Genomic DNA, 16,049 nt, shown 5'->3' with positions numbered 1-16,049 from the left:
CGGCCGACTGCTCAGGTGGGCAGTGGCAACGCATCCCGGGCGCGGAGCAGCAAGGTCATCTGCCCGATCTCGTCCCCCTCGTCACTGATCATCGTCAGGGCGAGCTGCTTCGTCACAGAGCTCGCCCGGGCATCGTTGTGCGCTGCCGCGGCCATGTCGATCCCACCGCGGTGGTGGCGGATCATCAACTGCAGGAAGAGGATTTCGGCGGCACGGCCGTGGGCGGCCGACAGCCGGGTGATCTCGTCGATGCTCGCCATCCCGGGCATCGGCGGACCATCGCCCGAGGGCGCGTCGTGATGATGGCTCCGCGGGTGGTCCATCCACGACATCGGATGATCCGAGGTGACCGGGAGACCGAACCACGTCAGCCACCCGCGCATCGTCGACGTCTCCGCGGTCTGCGCCACGACGATCCGGTCCGCCAGCCCGCGGATCTCGGGTGCCGTGTCGGCAGAGAGGCTCTGCGCCATGAGGATCGCCTGGTCGTGATGGGTCGACATGTCCTGGGCGAACCCGATGTCGGTGACGCTCGGGCGGTGCGAGGTGTCGTTGCCGTCGCGGGTGCTCTGCCATGCCACGCCGGCCACCACCCCGATCGAGATGAGCAGGACCGCGACACCTGCGGTCGCGACCGCGCGGATGGTGGTGATCATCCGATCGTCGACTGCTGGTCGGCGGGCGGCGTGTAGACCTTCGGACTCAGGGCGAGTGCGTAGAACCCGCCGTCGGCGCAGGTCGTCCAGAGCTCGTTGCCGTGGAACTCGGGTGGCGAGAGGCACCAGTCGGTGGACATGTCGCCGCCGACCACCATGCCGGAACGTGGGCCGATGATGTCGCCCAGCTTCACCTTCCCATGGGCCATCGACATCCCGAGACTCAGGAAATCGACGGCCGGGACTCCGATGACGGAGCCGAGGACGTGCGGCGAGTTGGGTGCATCGGCGAGGGTGGCGCCCTTGCGGGCGGGCGGATTGAAGTAGGCGAGCTCTCGGATTCTCGTGAAGTCGCGGATGTCGAAGACCCGGATTCCGGACGACTCCCATCCACACGCCAGGGTGGTTGGATCGGTGGGGCGGTCGACGGCGCAGTAGTGCGGATTGCTGCTGAACAGCGAGCCGCCCATCGACGAGCGCAGATTGCGGTCGAGATTGTCGGGGAGATTGATCTCGAGTTTGATCTGTGCGGCATATCTCGGCCGGTCGACCGAGCTGACGTCGAAGATCTTCACGCCGCCGGAACCGCCCTCGTCGGCGGTGATGATGTACGGACGGGATCGGTGGGTGACCGGGATCGAATGTTGATTGAGCTGGCCGTCCGGCCACAGATACGCGGCGAGATGTGGGACCTGCGGATAGGGGGCGCGCCGTTGCACGTCGCTGATGTCGAGGACGGTGATCCCCGCCATGTTGGAGAGGTACATGCGGTTGCCGTCGGGGGAGATGCCGAAACCGTGCCCGAGCAGACTGTGCAGCCCCTGCCAGATCACCCTGGGCCTGCTCGGATTCGAGACGTCGATCGCCGACAGGTGCCCTGGCGACAGACCGGAGGCCCAGTAAGTGCGGCCGTCCGGGGAGAACCCACCTTCGTGCGAGGTGAACGGCAACGGCGTGGTGATGCCCGGTCCACCGGCGTTGAGCAGTTTGGGGTGTGCGCAATCGGAGATGTCGTAGATGGCGAAGAGGCCTCCGCCCCAGAGCAATGGGACAGCGGTCGCCGCCAAGAGTTTGCGTTTCCGGTTGACCTTCAGCGTTTCCCAGGTGCCACCACGCATGGCGGGATCGGTGAGCGAGCCGACGACCCGTGGGCGCTCGGGATTCGAGGCGTCGACCACCTGGACGCCGGGCTGCTTCACGAAGTTGTCGCCCGGGAACAGACTGCCGGTATAGCTGCAGTGATCGTAGGTGGCGGAGACGATCCCGCCGCCGGCGCCGCGCACGTTGCCGAGCTGCGTCAGATTGCATCGATAGCCGCGTGTACTGCGACCCGAGTTGCGGTCCTCAGCGCTGACCTCACCCTGCAGGCCACGTTCGGGGAGTGACCCCGGGCCGCATTCGGCCTTCGGTACCGACTTCTCCGAGATATCGGGGAAGTAGTGCGTCCCGGCAGTGGCCGGGGCGGTGCCGAGGATCGAGATCAGCACCACGCCCATTGTGAGAACGGCTGACGCGGTGATGAGTGGGCGGACGCCCGACCGACATGAGAACAACGCACGGCCCGACATGTAGCCCCCCAGGTTCGACCGACTTCCGTGTGGCGATCACCCTAGACCGTTTGACGAACTCGACTCAGTGATTTCCGGTATCCGGTGCGGTAAGGGTGTCGGTGGGAGTCAGGCGTGCCTTTGGTACACGGCGACGGCGCCACACCAGCACGCCCAGCCCGGCGGCCACGAAACACGCGGCGGCACCGACCGCCAGGCCCACACGCGCACCTGCCGATTCGCTGATCGCCCCGATGATCGGCCCGCCGATCGGGGTCGATCCCATGAAGGCCACCGACCACAGCGACATCACCCGTCCCCTCATCCGGGGATCGGCGTTGAGCTGCAGTGTCGCATTGCCGGTGGACATGAACGTCACGCTCAGCCACCCGACGAAGAACAGGGCCGCTATCGCGACCGGCAGGGTGGGCGCCACGGCGGTGATCGCGATCGTCACCCCGAAACCTGCCGCCGCGATCGTCAGCGGCCGCAGACCGGTGGTTCCGCGGGCGGCCACCAGAAGACCGCCGACCACCGCGCCGATTCCCATCGCGGACGTCATGAACCCGAAGGCCTGCGGCCCGCCGTCGAACGTCTCCTTGGCTGCCGCGGGCAACGACACCTGGAACTCGTAGGCGAGGGTGCCGACCAGCGCCATCATCACCAGGGGAATCCACAGCGTCGGCAACCCGGCGACGTAGCGCAGTCCTTCGCGCAGCTGTCCGCGGGCGCGGGCGATCGGTTCCTCGTGTTCGATCGACGCGGTGTTCATCGCGATGAGGGATACGACGACCGCGACGAAACTCCCGGCATTGATGGCGAAGCACCAGCCCGCGCCGACGGCGGCGAGGAGCACGCCGGCGACCCCGGGACCGACGGCGCGTGCGGCATTGACCATCACTGAGTTCAGCGTGACCGCATTGCGGATCAAGGACGCACCGACGATCTGGTGGATGAAGGCCTGGCGAGCCGGATTCTCGAAGGCGTTGTTGAGCCCGAGTAGCAGGGCCAGGACTGCCACGTGCCAGATCTGCACCCGGCCGGCGAGGGTCAGCGCGGCGAGGACCGCGGCGAGCACGCCCATGACGGACTGCAGGATGATCATCAGCCGGCGGCGATCGACGCGATCGGCGATCACGCCCGCGTAGGGCCCGAGGAGTAGCACCGGCAGCGCCTGAAGCGCGACGATGACCCCGAGGATCGATGCCGACCCGCTGAGGGTGAGGACGAGCCAGGCCTGCGCGGTGGCCTGCATCCAGGTGCCGACCAGAGACAGTGCCTGTCCGAAGAAATAGAGCCGGTAATTCGGGTTGGACAAGGAGGCGAAAGCGCCTCTGGATGCCGGCCGCGAGTCCTCGGGTTGCGGAGTACCCGATTCGTAAACGTCGGGCATCCGGTCTTCGGTCATCGACGTCCATCGTATGCCGCCCGATTCGCGCCACCGTGGCCCTACCCGTCGGTCGACTGAGAGCAGCGAGGTCTGATATGGGTTGCGCGGCCAGGACAAGGCACCTTGATCGAACTCGACGCCCTCATGTTCGATGTTGTCAGCGATCGTCGAATCGACTGGTTTCAGGTCATTCTGCGTGCTCGGCCGCGCGCCGGTTGGCGTGAATCGTATCGATCTCATGCATGTGTGATTCTGCCCAGTTCCGAAGCGCCGCCAGAGGTGCTGACAACGAATCCCCCAGCGGTGTCAGGCGATAGTGGACGGCAGGCGGCACGCTGTCCTCGACGCGGCGCTCTACCAACCCGTCTGCCACGAGTTGCTTGAGAGTCTGCGACAACATCTTGTGCGTCACCCCGGGCATGTGCTGCTGGAGATGTGAGAAGCGCATCTCTGCCGACGAATCACCGAGAAGTTTGATGATCATCGAGACCCATTTGCCGCCGAGACGATCGAGCAGCCATCTCGTCGGGCACTGGGCGTCCAGAAGGTCGCCGTGTGGAGCGGTAGGCACTGTGCGGTAACCACCTTTCCGGGAAGTGCGTACTTCCACGATCGCTACAGGTTTCCTACGGTGACAGGGTATCCATTGGAAACCATAGTGGAAGGACCATCGATGGAGGTAGACGTCAGGAAGGTGGAGACGTCACGGCTCTCGATCAACGTTGCCACGGCCGGCGAAGGTCGGCCGCTTCTGCTGCTCCACGGATTCCCGCACACCTGGCGCCTGTGGGCCACCACGATGTCCGTACTCGCTCGCGATCGGCGTGTCATCGCGCCGGATTCACGCGGTCTCGGCGACAGTGAACGCTCCGCGGACGGCTACGACGCGGAGAACCTGGCGCGAGACATCGTCGCACTTCTCGACCATCTGCTGGTCCCGAGCGTCGACGTGGTCGCAATCGACGCGGGGGTCCCGCCGGCGTTCCTGTTCGCGCTCCACAATCAGGACCGGATCGGCCGCCTCGTCGTGATGGAGTCGCTGTTGGGGCAACTGGCGGGAGCCGAAACGTTCCTGTCATCGGGAGCGCCGTGGTGGTTCGGCTTTCATCAGGTGCCCGGACTGGCCGAACGCGTGGTGGTGGGCCACGAGGCCGAGTATCTCGACTTCTTCTATCGCTCTGGCACTTTCGATGGGCAAGGCATCGACCACGGCATTCGGGATGACTTCGTCAATGCGTATTCCGGGATCGAGTCACTGCGCTGCGGATTCGAGTACTACCGGGCGATGCCCTCGTCGGCAGCGCAGATCGCCACCGCGACCTCGGCGACAAGGCTGGCGACTCCGACGTTGGTCATCGGGTCCGAACCGGTCGGCGACGCACTGTTCGAACAGGTGACCGGAGTGGCCGACAACGTGATCGGCGATCGCATTGCCGAGTGCGGGCACCTGATACCACTTGACCGACCGGCAGAGCTCATCCGCCGGTTGGCATCCTTCCTGGCGTGAGCTGCGTTCACGTATCCGGTCGGCAACTGAGAACGATCAGGCTGCCGGGGATGTCACCCACCGTGCGGTGGCCACCGCGGAGGCCTCTCGCAATCAGGGCGGTATCGCCGGCGGCGATGAGGAAGATGCGTCGTCGTAAGCGTGCCGCGCCATCCCTCGCACCGGCGCCGGCAGTGCGTCGAAATCGAGACCACGCCTCGTCACGCGACCGACCGCACCCATTTCGTCGCATCCCGCCCGGTCCAGTTCGCGAGACGCTCCGTCGGCCCGGCCTCTGGCCGCGGCTCGACGACGGTCCCGAACGGGACCTCGGTGTCGCCACGGATCTCCGCCGGGATGAACTGCTGGGCGACGGCCAGCACCGGCTCGACAACGGACGCGTCGGCCTCGGCGGGTTGGCCAGTGGCCACCGCCAGGTCCCAGCCGTGCACAAAGGTCTCGCTGACGTAACCCCACAGCGCACCGGCGCCGGGCACCTCGCCCCATGGCACCCGCACCATCGCGCCGAGCTTGGCGTCGTCGGACCACAACTCGACGGCCCGGCCGACAAGGGCGGCAAAGGACTCGGCGTCGTGGGTCTCGGCAAACCGGGGCACCGCGAGCACGTCGCCGCCTTCGGCCAACACGATGGCGCGCTGTGCGGTCGCGGTCACATGTGCTGCGAGCATGCGGACGTCGAACTCCTCGCACGGGGTCGGCGCAGTGAGCTGGTCGTCGGACACCGCGGCGAGCAGGCCGGTGACCCACTCGGTGGCAGCAGCGTAGGCGGGGCGGGGGTCGGCGGGCTGGTTGCTGGTCATCGCTGTTCCTTCGGTTGTTCGGGCTGGTGATGATCAGTCAATCGCGTAAACACGACACCTTCTGTCATGTTTTCTTGAGAAGATTTCGGCATGCGTGCCGAACGTCTGCTGTCTGTGTTGATGTTGCTGCGCTCGAAAGGCCGCATGACCGCGTCCGAACTCGCGGTCGAGTTGGAAGTCTCCGAACGGACGATCCTGCGTGACATCGAGGCGTTGTCGTTGTCGGGTGTGCCCGTGTACTCGGAGCGCGGGCGCAACGGCGGATTCGCGTTGGTCAGTGGTTATCGGACGGATCTGTCGGGCCTCACGCTGCCAGAGGCGATCGCGCTGTTGTCGGGTGGCGGCCGGATCGATTCTGCGGCGGCCGTGAGTGCGAAGCGGAAGTTGGCGGCGTCGTTGCCGGAGGTGCATCGCGGTGGTGTGGCGGAGGCCAGCCAGCGGATTCTGGTGCGGCCGGAGGGTTTTGTGCGCCCACCACAGCAGATCGACGCGTTGGCGCCGGTGCAGGAAGCGGTGTTCGAGGGACGTCGTGTGCGCCTGTTGTACGAGCGGCGGGAAGGCTCGTCGGCTGAGCGGGTGCTGGACCCGATCGGGCTGATCGTGGCCGGCGACACCTGGTATCTGGTGGCGTACTCCGACGGTGTGGAGCGGATGTATCGGGTGTCACGGATGTCAGCTGTGGTGGTGCTCGACGACCCGGCGCAGCGGGAGCCGTCGGTGGATCTCGAGGCCGTGTGGGATCGGCATCGTGATGCATTCCGCTCGACGTTCGACCCGCTCGATGTGGTGATCGACTGTGCTGCAGGCGATGCGGAGAGGGTGTCGGCGTTTGCCGAGGTGCTCGGTCGCGTGGAGTCCGGGAAGGGGATTCGCGTGGGCCTCAGGTTCGCCGACAGGAATCACGCGATGCGGGTGTTGTGGATGGGTTATCTGGAGTCGACGTTCAGCGTCGTCGAACCGGAATGGATTCGGGAGGAACTGCACGATCGCGTTGGTGTGGTGTCGGAGATGACCGCGGCTGGTGACGGGTGAGTCGCCGCTTGCATCTCGACTCGAACGCTCGAGCAGTACCGCGTCGGTGAGTTCTTGGACGTCGGCCGCATGGACATCGGACTCCGATCAGGTCGACGAGATCGTGTCGTCGGTGGCTGGTGCGTCCAACATGGGAACCAGGAATTGCCGTGCGATGTCGGCGAGTTGGACATCGTCGTCGAGGTCGATGATCCGGCTTGGGACGGTCAGAAACGAAGCAGAGACGCGAACCATCATCTCGGCCGCGAGTTCGGTGTCGAGGTCGGCGGAGATCGTGCCTGCCTGCTGTTCGCTACGGAGCTGCCCGGCGACGAACCCGCGGACCGTGGCGAGGAGGCTCCCGTTGTCGCCGATCCCGATGATCGAACCGATCAGCAGAGTCGGTTCGGTCTCGAGCAGGCCGCCGATGAGCGGATTGTCGGAGATGGCGCGCAGCGAGCTGACGAAGCCGGCCACCACGCGATCCGCGACTGTGTCGGCGCCGGCGATGTCGTCGAGGAACCGGGCGAAGTACCTGCGGAACTCGCGGATGACGACTTGCTCGACGAGTGTGTCCTTTGTGTCGAACTTCCGGTAGATCGTGATGCGGGTGACGCCGGCGCGACGTGCGACTTCTTCCAGTGACGATCGCTGAATTCCCATGCGGCAGAACTGATCATGTGCGGCATCGAGAATTCGGGTCCGAGTCGGATCGTCGCGGTCGCCGTCGTCGTCCTGCGAGAACAATCCGATGTACGCGCGCTCGAGGAGTGATTTGGAGGGCGCTGTCGACGTTGGACGTGATTGCACGATTTCCCTCCTCGACGGCCGCCTTCACCGATCAGCCTATCGATTGGGATCGGCGACCCACCCCTTGTGATGCGGACCACAATCATGGTAGCAATGTTACAGAGTTACACGCATTGTTACATCGCGTCATCGAGTCGGGCGTTCGACGGGAGTGAAGAATGGAAGATCTGAACAGGCGCAGGCTGCTGAAAACCGGGGGAACGTTGGGGGCCCTCGGTGCGGCAGCGGTCGTCGCGCCGGCCACGCCGTGGACATGGTCGCCGGCGGAGTCCTTGCCGAGGGTCGGAAGCGGCGCGGATCCGAAGGGTGGGTGGGATCCGGAGGCCGATGCCGTGATCGCCGCGTTGCTGGATCGAGGCGAGGTGCCGAAGGTCAACAAGATCCTGCGGTCGTGGACCAAGAACGGCCAGCCGCTGCCCGCCGGCCTACCTGCGGATCTGCGGGACTTCATGGAACATGCCCGGCAGTTGCCGTCGTGGACCGATCGCGACAAGCTTGCGACGGCAGTGCGTTTCAACCAGAAGCGCGGTACGTATCTCGGTGTGCTGTACGGTTTTGCGAGCGGCATGATGAGCACGGTCATCCCCAAGGAGGCGCGCGCGGTCTACTACTCCAAGGGTGGCGCGGACATGAAGGACCGCATCACCAAGACCGCCAAACTCGGATACGACATAGGTTCTCTCAACGCCTATCAGCCGGATGGCGAGATGGTTGTCACCTGTGTCAAGACGCGGATGGCCCATGCGGCGGTCCGGCACCTCCTGCCGCAGTCGCCGCACTGGGTGCACGCGGCGCCGGAGAAGAAGCCGATCAGTCAGGCCGACATCATGGTCACCTGGCACAGCCTGCCGACCACGGTGTGGCGAAATCTGCAGAAGTGGAATGTGCCGATCGCGGCCGACGAGTCCGAGGGTTTCCTGCATTCGTGGCAGGTGACCGCACACATGCTCGGGGTGGAAGATCAATACATTCCGAAGTCATGGAACGCGGCCGATTCGCAGGCGAAGCAGGTGCTCGACCCCATCTTGGCACCCACGCCGGAGGGCAAGAAACTGGCCGACATCCTGCTCGGTCTCGGATACAACCTCGATCTGTCCCTGCTCTCGAGGGGTGTGCTGGGGGCGCTGACCAGGTTCATGCTCGGCGACAAGGTCGCCGACTGGCTCGACATCCCCAGGGAGCCGGTGTGGAGCCCGCTGCTGGAGACCGCGTGGGGGCCCTATGTCGCGGTCCGCGAGGGCGCGCTGAATGTCGGTGTGCCGAAAGAGGCGTACTGGCTCTTCGACGAGTTCCTGCGTCAGTTCGTGCTGCTCTACATGTCCGAGCTGCACATGCCCATCAACATCGAGATCCCGGTCATCAACAATCCGAAGTACCGCTGATGCCTACCACCAGCCGGCGAATGAATGACGAATAGTTCTGTGGTGGAAAGGAGATGGTGATGGGTGCGGTCCAGCCGTGGCATGTCGTCGTGGTGGCGATCGTCTTTCTCGTGTTGTTCGGGTCGAGCAAATTGCCGGCTGCCGCGCGCGGGCTGGGCAGCTCGTTACGCATCCTCAAGAGTGAGGTGCATGAGATGCACGACGACGGCCCCGCCGAGAACCCGCGTGACGACAGATCCGAGGGGGCCTGATTTGATGGACAGGCAGGCACTCGACGACGGTCTGTCGCTCGTCGATCTTCCCGACGACGGATTGACCGTCCGCTTCTACCAGGTCTTGTTCGACCGATATCCCGCAGTCGAGCCGATGTTCCGCCGCGACAACAAGGTTCAAGCCGCCATGCTGAGGACTGCGATCGTGGCGGTACTGGACCATCTCGACGACAATGACTGGCTCACCACCAACCTCCAGACGCTGGGGCGGCGCCATGACGACATGGGGGTCACCGCGGAAATGTATGACGCGGTGGGGGAATGCATGATCGCGACGATGGCCGAGATCGGCGGGGACAGCTGGACGACCGAGATGACCCGTGCCTGGCAGGAGGCACTCGGTGTGGTCTCCGCGCTGATGCTCGACGGCCACCGCCCCGAGGTGACTCCGGAGACGGGAGTCCGCCGCTGAACGCGACCCGCCGCACCGCGGTCGCGGATCGGCCGTGGCTACCCTGGCCACCGTGAAACATGCTCCCGATGTCACCTATGCCGACGATCTGCAGGTCGGTGCTCGGTACCCGCTGGACACTTACACCGTCACCGAGGCCGAGGTGATCGACTACGCCACGGCGTGGGATCCGTAGGGCTTCCACATCGACAAGGAGATCGCCGAGGCCGGCGCCTATGGAGGCCTCATCGCGAGTGGGATCCACACGCTGGCCGTCTACCAGCGGTTGGCGGTATCCGGTGTCTTCGGGGGCTGGAGTGTGATCGCGGGTAAGAGCCTCACCGACGTCCGATTCCTGCGGCCGGTCCGGCCTGGTGACACGCTCACCGGTGCGATCGTGATCGATGCGATCGACTTCGACAAGCGGGGCCGGGCGTTGGTGACGACGACGGCCGAGCTCGTCAACCAGGGTGGCCAGGCCGTGCTGAGCCTGCTCGTCGAGGCATTTGTGCGCGAGCGGCCGTAGCCTGACTCGCGACTCCGAGAACCGGCAGAGACCTGCTCTGTACTCCCTTACTAGGATATGCAAGTATTTGGTGGACTATCCGACGACGTTCGAGGAGTAAGCGATGGCGGACGAACCATCGGTGCTGTCCGCGCTGGACGGCCGACTGGCGACCCTGACACTGAACCGGCCCAGATCGATCAACGCGCTCGACCATCCGATGGTCACCGCGATGGACGAGTTGTTGCGAGGCTGGGCGGCCGACGGTGAGGTCGGGGCGGTGATGCTGGCCGGCGCCGGTGAGCGCGGGCTGTGTGCCGGCGGCGACATCGTGGCGATCCACCGGGACGCGTCGGCGCTCAGCGGCAACCCGGCGGCCGGCGACGCAGATGCGGCGGGGTGCGCCTCTGCGGAGTTCTGGCGCGACGAGTATCGGCTCAACGCCGACATCGCGCGCTACCCCAAGCCGTATGTGGCCATCATGGACGGGATCGTGATGGGTGGCGGTGTCGGCATCTCCGCCCATGCGAACACTCGGATCGTCACCGACCGCACCCGCCTCGCCATGCCCGAGGTGGGCATCGGGTTCGTTCCGGACGTCGGCGGGACGCATCTGCTCGCGCGGGTGCCGGATGGTCTCGGGGCCTATGCCGCGCTCACCGCCAAATCGCTGTCGGGTGCGGATGCCATCGCGCTCGGCCTTGCCGATCACTTCGTTCCCGCCGGCGACCTCGGCGCATTCCAGCGGGCTCTCCACACGGCCTCGCTCGACGACGCCCTCGCCGAATATGCGCAGCAGCCACCGGAGTCGACGCTCGCCGCACAGCGGAACTGGATCGGCACCGCGTTCGCGGCCGAGACCGTCGCAGAGATCATCGAGCGGTGTCGCTCCGTCGGTACCGAAGAGGCGGGCAAGGTCGCAGACACAATCGCCGCCAAGAGTCCGACCGCCCTGGCCGTGACCCTCAAGTCGCTGCGAGACGAAAAGCCCACGCTGGAGGAAACCTTGGCGCGCGAGTACCGCGTCTCGCTGCGCAGCCTACTCAATCCCGACATGGCCGAGGGCATTCGCGCGCAGGTGATCGACAAGGACCGCACACCGTCGTGGCGTCATGCCGACCACGCGGCGGTGACCGCAGCAGAGGTGGACGCATTCTTCGTCCCACTTCCCGACGAGCTGGAATTGACCATCGACACCGCACCACAGGAGGATTCGAGTGTCTGATCTGGAGACGATCGTCGTCGAGCGTGATGGACGAGTCGGTGTCATCACACTCAACCGGCCGAAGGCGCTGAACGCGCTCAATACCACCCTGATGAACGAGGTGGTCGGTGCGGCAACCGATCTCGATCGCGATCCGGACGTCGGGGCCATCGTGATCACCGGCTCCGACCGCGCGTTCGCGGCAGGAGCCGACATCAAGGAGATGTCGTCGAAGTCCTACAGCGACGTGGTGACGGAATCCTTCTTCGGCGCCTGGGACGAGCTGTCCCGGGTGCGCACGCCCATCGTCGCGGCCGTCACCGGCTACGCCCTCGGGGGTGGCTGCGAACTGGCGATGATCTGCGACATCCTCATCGCCGGCGACAACGCGGTCTTCGGTCAGCCCGAGATCAACCTTGGCGTGATCCCGGGAATCGGTGGCTCCCAACGACTCACGCGGGCTGTCGGCAAGGCCAAGGCGATGGACATGATCCTCACCGGCAGAAACATGAAGGTCGACGAAGCCGACCGGCTCGGCCTGGTGTCTCGGGTGGTCGCGGCCGAGGACTGCCTCAGTACCGCGAAAGAGGTGGCGGCCACGATCGCGTCGAAGTCGTTCATCGCTGCCTCGCTGGCCAAGGATGCGGTGAACCGGGCCTTCGAATCCGGTCTCGCCGAGGGGATCCGTGCCGAGCGGGCGTTGTTCTACTCGACCTTTGCCACCGACGATCAGACCGAGGGCATGGCGGCCTTCGTGGAGAAGCGCGACCCGAAGTTCACGCACAGCTGAACCTCGACCTGCCTGCCCGCTGGTCGAGTAACGGCGAGCCGCCAGGCGAGCCGTGTATCGAGACCACGGTAGACCGCGTCAGAGGCTGCCACCTGCGTCGAGCACCTGCGTCGTCCCGGTCACATAACGCCCGTCGTCGGAGACGAGATAGACGATGGCATTGGAGATGTCGACCGGGTCGAGCGCTGGGACGGGCAGCCGGTTCATCTCGCGGGCCGCGACTTCATAGTCCTCTCGCGTCGGTGCCGGGAGATCCGGTCGGAAGAGACGGTAGGTCGCATCGTTGAGGACCATCTCGGTGGCGACCGTCGTCGGGTGCACGGTGTTGACCCGAATGCTCTGCGGCCCGAGCTCTTTCGCGAGGACCCTCATCAAGCCGACCAGTCCGTGCTTGGCGGCTGTGTAGTGCGCGATGTTCTCGTTCGCCACGAGGGCGGCGAGTGAACTCGTGAGCACCACCGAACCGCCGCGTCCGCCCTCGACGATGTAGGGGACGGCCGCGCGCACCGTCTTCCACGCGCCGGTGAGGTTGATGTCGATCATCGTGTCCCACATCTCCTCGTCCATCTCGAGGGTGGGTGCCATGGTGTTGATACCGGCGTTCGCGAGGACGATGTCGATGCGCCCCAACGCGGCCATGCCATCGGCCGCTGCCTTCTGCAGTCCGGCGAGATCACGTACGTCGACCTCGGAGGCGATGATGCGACGGTCGAGCGCCTCGACCTCCTTGACGGTTTGCTCCATGTCACCGGGCCGGGCGGTGTCATACGGGACCGTCGAGACCTGCTCGGTGACATCGACCGCGATGACGTCGGCGCCTTCCTCGGCCAGCCGGATCGCGTGGCTTCGTCCCTGTCCGCGTGCCGCACCGGTGATGAAGGCGACCTGGCCTTCCAATTTGCCCATCTGACGCACTCCCTTTCGCCACGGACGTGTGATCCACGTCTCAAATCGAGGCTATGTCACACAGTGACAAAACACTAGGGTGTCAATTTCGGTGGCACCGACCCGACGGTGGGACGATGGCCTGATGGGTCACGAGGACACGCCAGGTGGCGCGGGGGTTTCCTCGGATGTCGAGATCGATCGGGGTGGACGTCCCGCGAGTACCAGTGCCCGCGAGCTAGCGGCCGCGGCGCAACGGCTGTTCCTCGGCGACGGCTTCGATCAGACGACAGTGGAGGACATCGCGGCCGCCGTCGGCGTGAGCAGGCGAACGTTCTTCCGCTACTTCGCCACCAAGGCCGACGTGGTGTGGGTCGAATCGAATGCCGAGCTTCGGCATTTCCGCGCGATGATCGCGGAGTCGGCGCCCTCCGCGAATCCGGTGGACGTCGTCGAGGATGCGTTCATAGCGGCGATCGATCACGGCCTTGCGGAGGACGAGTGGGCCCGGCATCGTGCGGAACTGATCCTGCACGCTGCGGCGGTGCAGGCGCAGGCGGGTGCCGTATATCGGCAATGGCGCACCGTGATCGCCGAATTCGTGGCGAAGCGGACCGGCGGTCGCCCCGGCGACGAGTACCCGCTGGCCGTTGCGTATGCGGTGATGGCTGCTTCGTCGGCCGGCCATGAACGCTGGCTGGCCGACCCCGGCGCCCGGCTCGCCGAATGCCTGCGGCCGATGTTCGCGCTCATGGTTCCGCGCCGCCCGGACGTCACAACTGACTAACAAGCCTGTTCCATGACTTGGGGCGGCGATCGCCCACGGCTAGCATCTGTGACAGATGTGACTTTTGTGGCTGAAGGGAATAGTGGTGGACACACGTTGGGGTCCTCGATGGGGTGCGTGGGTCAGTGCCGCGGCCACGGTCGCCGTCGCGCTCACAATGGGATCGGGGGCGGCGTCTGCCGCCCCGGAACCCGACCCGGCTGTGTCCCGGATCGACACGGTGATCCACGACAACAAGCAGCAGGCCACGGCCATCGTCTATTCGGCGTCGATGCGACGCATGGTCCCGATCACCGTCCTCCGGCCACGCGACACGAGCAAGCCGCGGCCGACCTTCTATCTGCTCAACGGAGCGGGTGGTGGTGAGGACTCGGCGACCTGGGCGGCCAAGACCGACTATGTGAAGTTCTTCGCGGACAAGAACGTCAACGTCGTGACCCCGATCGGTGGGGCATTCTCGTATTACACCGACTGGCGGCACGACGATCCGGTGTTGGGGCGAAACAAGTGGCAGACCTTTCTGACCAAGGAATTGCCCCCCTTGATCGACAAGGAATTCGGTACGACGAAGGTCAATGCGATCGCGGGGATCTCGATGGCCGGCACCTCGGTGCTGAATCTCGCGATCGCGGCTCCGCACCTCTATCGGTCGGTCGCCGCATACAGCGGGTGCGCGCGAACCAGTGATCCAGTGGGGCAGGCCTACATTCGCATGGTGGTCGCCGACCGCGGCCAGGGCAACCTCGACAACATGTGGGGGCCCGTCGGCGGACCGGGATGGCGGGAGAACGACCCGTTCGTGAATGCGGCCAAACTGCGTAGTACCAAGGTCTACATGACGTCCGGCACCGGCCTGCCCGGGCCCTACGACCGGCCCGAGGCGCGACTGGTCCAGGGCAATCCGCTGACGTTGGCCAACCAGGTCGTGCTCGGCGGTGTCATCGAGGCCGCGGTCAACTCGTGTACGCAGCAGATGGCCACGCGTCTGCGTGGTCTCCGCGTTCCGATGCAGACCATCTCGCGGCCGACCGGAACGCATTCGTGGGAGTACTGGGAGTCCGACCTGCGGCGTACCTGGCCGATGCTCTCGGCCGATCTGAACCGGAAGGCCGCGCCGGCAAAGCCCGCCGCTCGTTCAGCGCACTGACCGCTCCGCTCCTCGCCTCGCCTCGCTCCGCCTCGCCTCGCTCCGCCTCGCCGATCGTGCGCAATTCTGCGCCGACCGTGCGCAATTCTGCGCCGATCGTGCGCAGTTTGTCGCTGACTGTGCGCAGTCTGGTGTCGACAGTGCGCAGCCGCGCACGATCGAAGAACGTTCGCGCCCAGTGGGCGAGGAACTGTGCCCGATCGGCGAGGAACTGTGCCCGCTCGGCGAAGGAGGGGTCGGCCCAACTGTGCAGACGGGCGGTGGGTGACTAGTCCGCGCTATCCCTGAGGAGCAGTCGGACGGTCAGCTCGAGTCGGTTGGTGACGTCGGTGGCCGAGGCGCGACGGGTCAGCCACTGCACCAGATTCGACATCCAGACATCCGACAGCACGCGCGCGATGGCGAGGTCTTCTTCACCGGGCTCGCCGTTGCCGACCATGGCGCCCGCCAAGAGGCGATCGATGATGCCGGCCACCTGATCGACCTCGGCGGTCGCGGACGCATCGGCGAACATGAATGCGCGCGTCATGGCCTCGGTGAGCAGGGGATCGCGCTGCATCGCATAAGTGATCATGTCGAGGACATGCCGCAGACGGTCGACTGCGGTGTCGCCGCGCAGTTGTGAGCGATCGACGCGTGCCTCGACCCGCTCGAACTCCCGGGCCAGTGCGGTCACGAGCAGGTGGACCTTGGACGGAAAATACCGATAGAGGGTGCCGACGGCGACGTCGGCCTTGTCGGCGACGGTCCGCATCTGGACCGCGTCGTAGCCGCCCTTGGATGCCAGCGCCAACGTGGCGTCGAGGATGCGTCGGCGCCGCTCGCGCTGGGCCGACGATCCGGTCTCGGTTCCCCCCGACGGTGTGCCGGCCGTCGGGGCGGGGTTCGCCGCCGTGTCGACGGAGGCGCTTGCCGGTGCAGAACGTGCCATGTGGTCGAAGACATCCTCACGTGTTTCGGTTCCT

17 protein-coding genes and 1 pseudogene are annotated in these 16,049 nt (G+C 65.7%); 10 read left to right on the top strand and 8 right to left on the bottom strand.

Annotated features, from left to right (window positions below; translation table 11 throughout):
* Positions 1-11 precede the first annotated feature (11 nt).
* The 4 genes from ACPXCG_RS05550 to ACPXCG_RS05535 all read right to left on the bottom strand — a co-directional run bounded on the left by ACPXCG_RS05550 (position 12) and on the right by ACPXCG_RS05535 (position 4,164).
* Entirely contained in the window at positions 12-656 is a 645-nt protein-coding gene (locus ACPXCG_RS05550; RefSeq protein WP_425789865.1) for a DUF305 domain-containing protein, read from the bottom strand.
* Positions 653-2,152 (bottom strand): LVIVD repeat-containing protein, encoded by a 1,500-nt coding sequence (locus tag ACPXCG_RS05545; RefSeq protein WP_425789863.1) that lies wholly within the window; start codon positions 2,150-2,152, stop codon positions 653-655. The genes ACPXCG_RS05550 and ACPXCG_RS05545 overlap by 4 nt, the downstream gene beginning before the upstream one ends.
* Positions 2,153-2,288: 136 nt before the next feature.
* Positions 2,289-3,611, bottom strand: coding sequence for an MFS transporter (locus ACPXCG_RS05540; RefSeq protein ID WP_425789861.1), 1,323 nt, complete (start codon positions 3,609-3,611; stop codon positions 2,289-2,291).
* 169 nt (positions 3,612-3,780) lie between these two features.
* The gene (locus tag ACPXCG_RS05535) at positions 3,781-4,164 is read right to left on the bottom strand and encodes a winged helix-turn-helix transcriptional regulator (RefSeq protein ID WP_425789859.1); all 384 of its coding nucleotides are present in this window, start codon (positions 4,162-4,164) and stop codon (positions 3,781-3,783) included.
* Between the two features lie 102 nt (positions 4,165-4,266).
* On the opposite strand from ACPXCG_RS05535, the gene ACPXCG_RS05530 reads away from it, so the two are divergent.
* Complete coding sequence (locus ACPXCG_RS05530; protein ID WP_425789857.1) at positions 4,267-5,100, top strand: alpha/beta fold hydrolase; 834 nt, start codon at positions 4,267-4,269, stop codon at positions 5,098-5,100.
* 200 nt (positions 5,101-5,300) lie between these two features.
* On the opposite strand, the gene ACPXCG_RS05525 is transcribed toward ACPXCG_RS05530, so the two are convergent.
* Entirely contained in the window at positions 5,301-5,900 is a 600-nt protein-coding gene (locus ACPXCG_RS05525) for a TIGR03086 family metal-binding protein (RefSeq protein ID WP_425789855.1), read from the bottom strand.
* A 90-nt stretch (positions 5,901-5,990) separates the two neighbouring features.
* Between ACPXCG_RS05525 and ACPXCG_RS05520 the strand changes: the two genes are divergently transcribed.
* Complete coding sequence (locus tag ACPXCG_RS05520) at positions 5,991-6,932, top strand: helix-turn-helix transcriptional regulator (protein WP_425789853.1); 942 nt, start codon at positions 5,991-5,993, stop codon at positions 6,930-6,932.
* Positions 6,933-7,019: 87 nt separating this feature from the next.
* On the opposite strand, the gene ACPXCG_RS05515 is transcribed toward ACPXCG_RS05520, so the two are convergent.
* The gene (locus ACPXCG_RS05515; protein WP_425789851.1) at positions 7,020-7,721 is read right to left on the bottom strand and encodes a TetR/AcrR family transcriptional regulator; all 702 of its coding nucleotides are present in this window, start codon (positions 7,719-7,721) and stop codon (positions 7,020-7,022) included.
* A gap of 158 nt (positions 7,722-7,879) precedes the next feature.
* On the opposite strand from ACPXCG_RS05515, the gene ACPXCG_RS05510 reads away from it, so the two are divergent.
* The 6 genes and pseudogenes from ACPXCG_RS05510 to ACPXCG_RS05485 all read left to right on the top strand — a co-directional run bounded on the left by ACPXCG_RS05510 (position 7,880) and on the right by ACPXCG_RS05485 (position 12,265).
* The gene (locus ACPXCG_RS05510; RefSeq protein WP_425789849.1) at positions 7,880-9,103 is read left to right on the top strand and encodes an oxygenase MpaB family protein; all 1,224 of its coding nucleotides are present in this window, start codon (positions 7,880-7,882) and stop codon (positions 9,101-9,103) included.
* A 59-nt stretch (positions 9,104-9,162) separates the two neighbouring features.
* Complete coding sequence (gene tatA, locus ACPXCG_RS05505) at positions 9,163-9,354, top strand: Sec-independent protein translocase subunit TatA (protein WP_425789847.1); 192 nt, start codon at positions 9,163-9,165, stop codon at positions 9,352-9,354.
* Positions 9,355-9,358: 4 nt separating this feature from the next.
* Positions 9,359-9,787, top strand: coding sequence for a globin domain-containing protein (locus ACPXCG_RS05500; protein ID WP_425789845.1), 429 nt, complete (start codon positions 9,359-9,361; stop codon positions 9,785-9,787).
* Between the two features lie 52 nt (positions 9,788-9,839).
* Positions 9,840-10,292 (top strand): annotated as a pseudogene (locus tag ACPXCG_RS05495) (MaoC/PaaZ C-terminal domain-containing protein).
* A 103-nt stretch (positions 10,293-10,395) separates the two neighbouring features.
* The gene (locus ACPXCG_RS05490) at positions 10,396-11,496 is read left to right on the top strand and encodes an enoyl-CoA hydratase/isomerase family protein (RefSeq protein ID WP_425789843.1); all 1,101 of its coding nucleotides are present in this window, start codon (positions 10,396-10,398) and stop codon (positions 11,494-11,496) included.
* The gene (locus tag ACPXCG_RS05485) at positions 11,489-12,265 is read left to right on the top strand and encodes an enoyl-CoA hydratase (protein WP_425789841.1); all 777 of its coding nucleotides are present in this window, start codon (positions 11,489-11,491) and stop codon (positions 12,263-12,265) included. Before ACPXCG_RS05490 ends, ACPXCG_RS05485 begins: the two co-directional genes overlap by 8 nt.
* A 78-nt stretch (positions 12,266-12,343) precedes the next feature.
* Here the strand turns inward: ACPXCG_RS05485 and ACPXCG_RS05480 are convergent, their stop codons facing one another.
* Positions 12,344-13,171, bottom strand: coding sequence for a mycofactocin-coupled SDR family oxidoreductase (locus ACPXCG_RS05480; RefSeq protein WP_425789839.1), 828 nt, complete (start codon positions 13,169-13,171; stop codon positions 12,344-12,346).
* 124 nt (positions 13,172-13,295) lie between these two features.
* Here ACPXCG_RS05480 and ACPXCG_RS05475 point away from each other — a divergent pair, with 124 nt between their 5' ends.
* Positions 13,296-13,937: a TetR family transcriptional regulator gene (locus ACPXCG_RS05475; protein ID WP_425789837.1), complete on the top strand. Its 642-nt coding sequence runs from the start codon at positions 13,296-13,298 to the stop codon at positions 13,935-13,937.
* A 157-nt stretch (positions 13,938-14,094) separates the two neighbouring features.
* Positions 14,095-15,084 (top strand): alpha/beta hydrolase, encoded by a 990-nt coding sequence (locus ACPXCG_RS05470; RefSeq protein WP_425790499.1) that lies wholly within the window; start codon positions 14,095-14,097, stop codon positions 15,082-15,084.
* Between the two features lie 268 nt (positions 15,085-15,352).
* Here the strand turns inward: ACPXCG_RS05470 and kstR are convergent, their stop codons facing one another.
* The gene (kstR, locus tag ACPXCG_RS05465) at positions 15,353-16,015 is read right to left on the bottom strand and encodes a cholesterol catabolism transcriptional regulator KstR (protein ID WP_425789835.1); all 663 of its coding nucleotides are present in this window, start codon (positions 16,013-16,015) and stop codon (positions 15,353-15,355) included.
* Positions 16,016-16,049 lie beyond the last annotated feature (34 nt).

The sequence above is a fragment of the Gordonia sp. DT218 genome (assembly GCF_049847105.1).
Classification (GTDB): domain Bacteria; phylum Actinomycetota; class Actinomycetes; order Mycobacteriales; family Mycobacteriaceae; genus Gordonia.
Note: the sequence above shows the minus strand (reverse complement) of the source record. Positions and strands in the feature narration are given on the sequence as shown.

Coding starts and splice junctions, on each gene's coding strand:
- ACPXCG_RS05550 (WP_425789865.1), bottom strand. CDS start 656: ATGATCACCACCATCCGCGCGGTCGCGACCGCAGGTGTCGCGGTCCTG.
- ACPXCG_RS05545 (WP_425789863.1), bottom strand. CDS start 2,152: ATGGGCGTGGTGCTGATCTCGATCCTCGGCACCGCCCCGGCCACTGCC.
- ACPXCG_RS05540 (WP_425789861.1), bottom strand. CDS start 3,611: ATGACCGAAGACCGGATGCCCGACGTTTACGAATCGGGTACTCCGCAA.
- ACPXCG_RS05530 (WP_425789857.1), top strand. CDS start 4,267: ATGGAGGTAGACGTCAGGAAGGTGGAGACGTCACGGCTCTCGATCAAC.
- ACPXCG_RS05525 (WP_425789855.1), bottom strand. CDS start 5,900: ATGACCAGCAACCAGCCCGCCGACCCCCGCCCCGCCTACGCTGCTGCC.
- ACPXCG_RS05520 (WP_425789853.1), top strand. CDS start 5,991: ATGCGTGCCGAACGTCTGCTGTCTGTGTTGATGTTGCTGCGCTCGAAA.
- ACPXCG_RS05510 (WP_425789849.1), top strand. CDS start 7,880: ATGGAAGATCTGAACAGGCGCAGGCTGCTGAAAACCGGGGGAACGTTG.
- tatA (WP_425789847.1), top strand. CDS start 9,163: ATGGGTGCGGTCCAGCCGTGGCATGTCGTCGTGGTGGCGATCGTCTTT.
- ACPXCG_RS05500 (WP_425789845.1), top strand. CDS start 9,359: ATGGACAGGCAGGCACTCGACGACGGTCTGTCGCTCGTCGATCTTCCC.
- ACPXCG_RS05490 (WP_425789843.1), top strand. CDS start 10,396: ATGGCGGACGAACCATCGGTGCTGTCCGCGCTGGACGGCCGACTGGCG.
- ACPXCG_RS05480 (WP_425789839.1), bottom strand. CDS start 13,171: ATGGGCAAATTGGAAGGCCAGGTCGCCTTCATCACCGGTGCGGCACGC.
- ACPXCG_RS05475 (WP_425789837.1), top strand. CDS start 13,296: ATGGGTCACGAGGACACGCCAGGTGGCGCGGGGGTTTCCTCGGATGTC.
- ACPXCG_RS05470 (WP_425790499.1), top strand. CDS start 14,095: ATGGGATCGGGGGCGGCGTCTGCCGCCCCGGAACCCGACCCGGCTGTG.
- kstR (WP_425789835.1), bottom strand. CDS start 16,015: ATGGCACGTTCTGCACCGGCAAGCGCCTCCGTCGACACGGCGGCGAAC.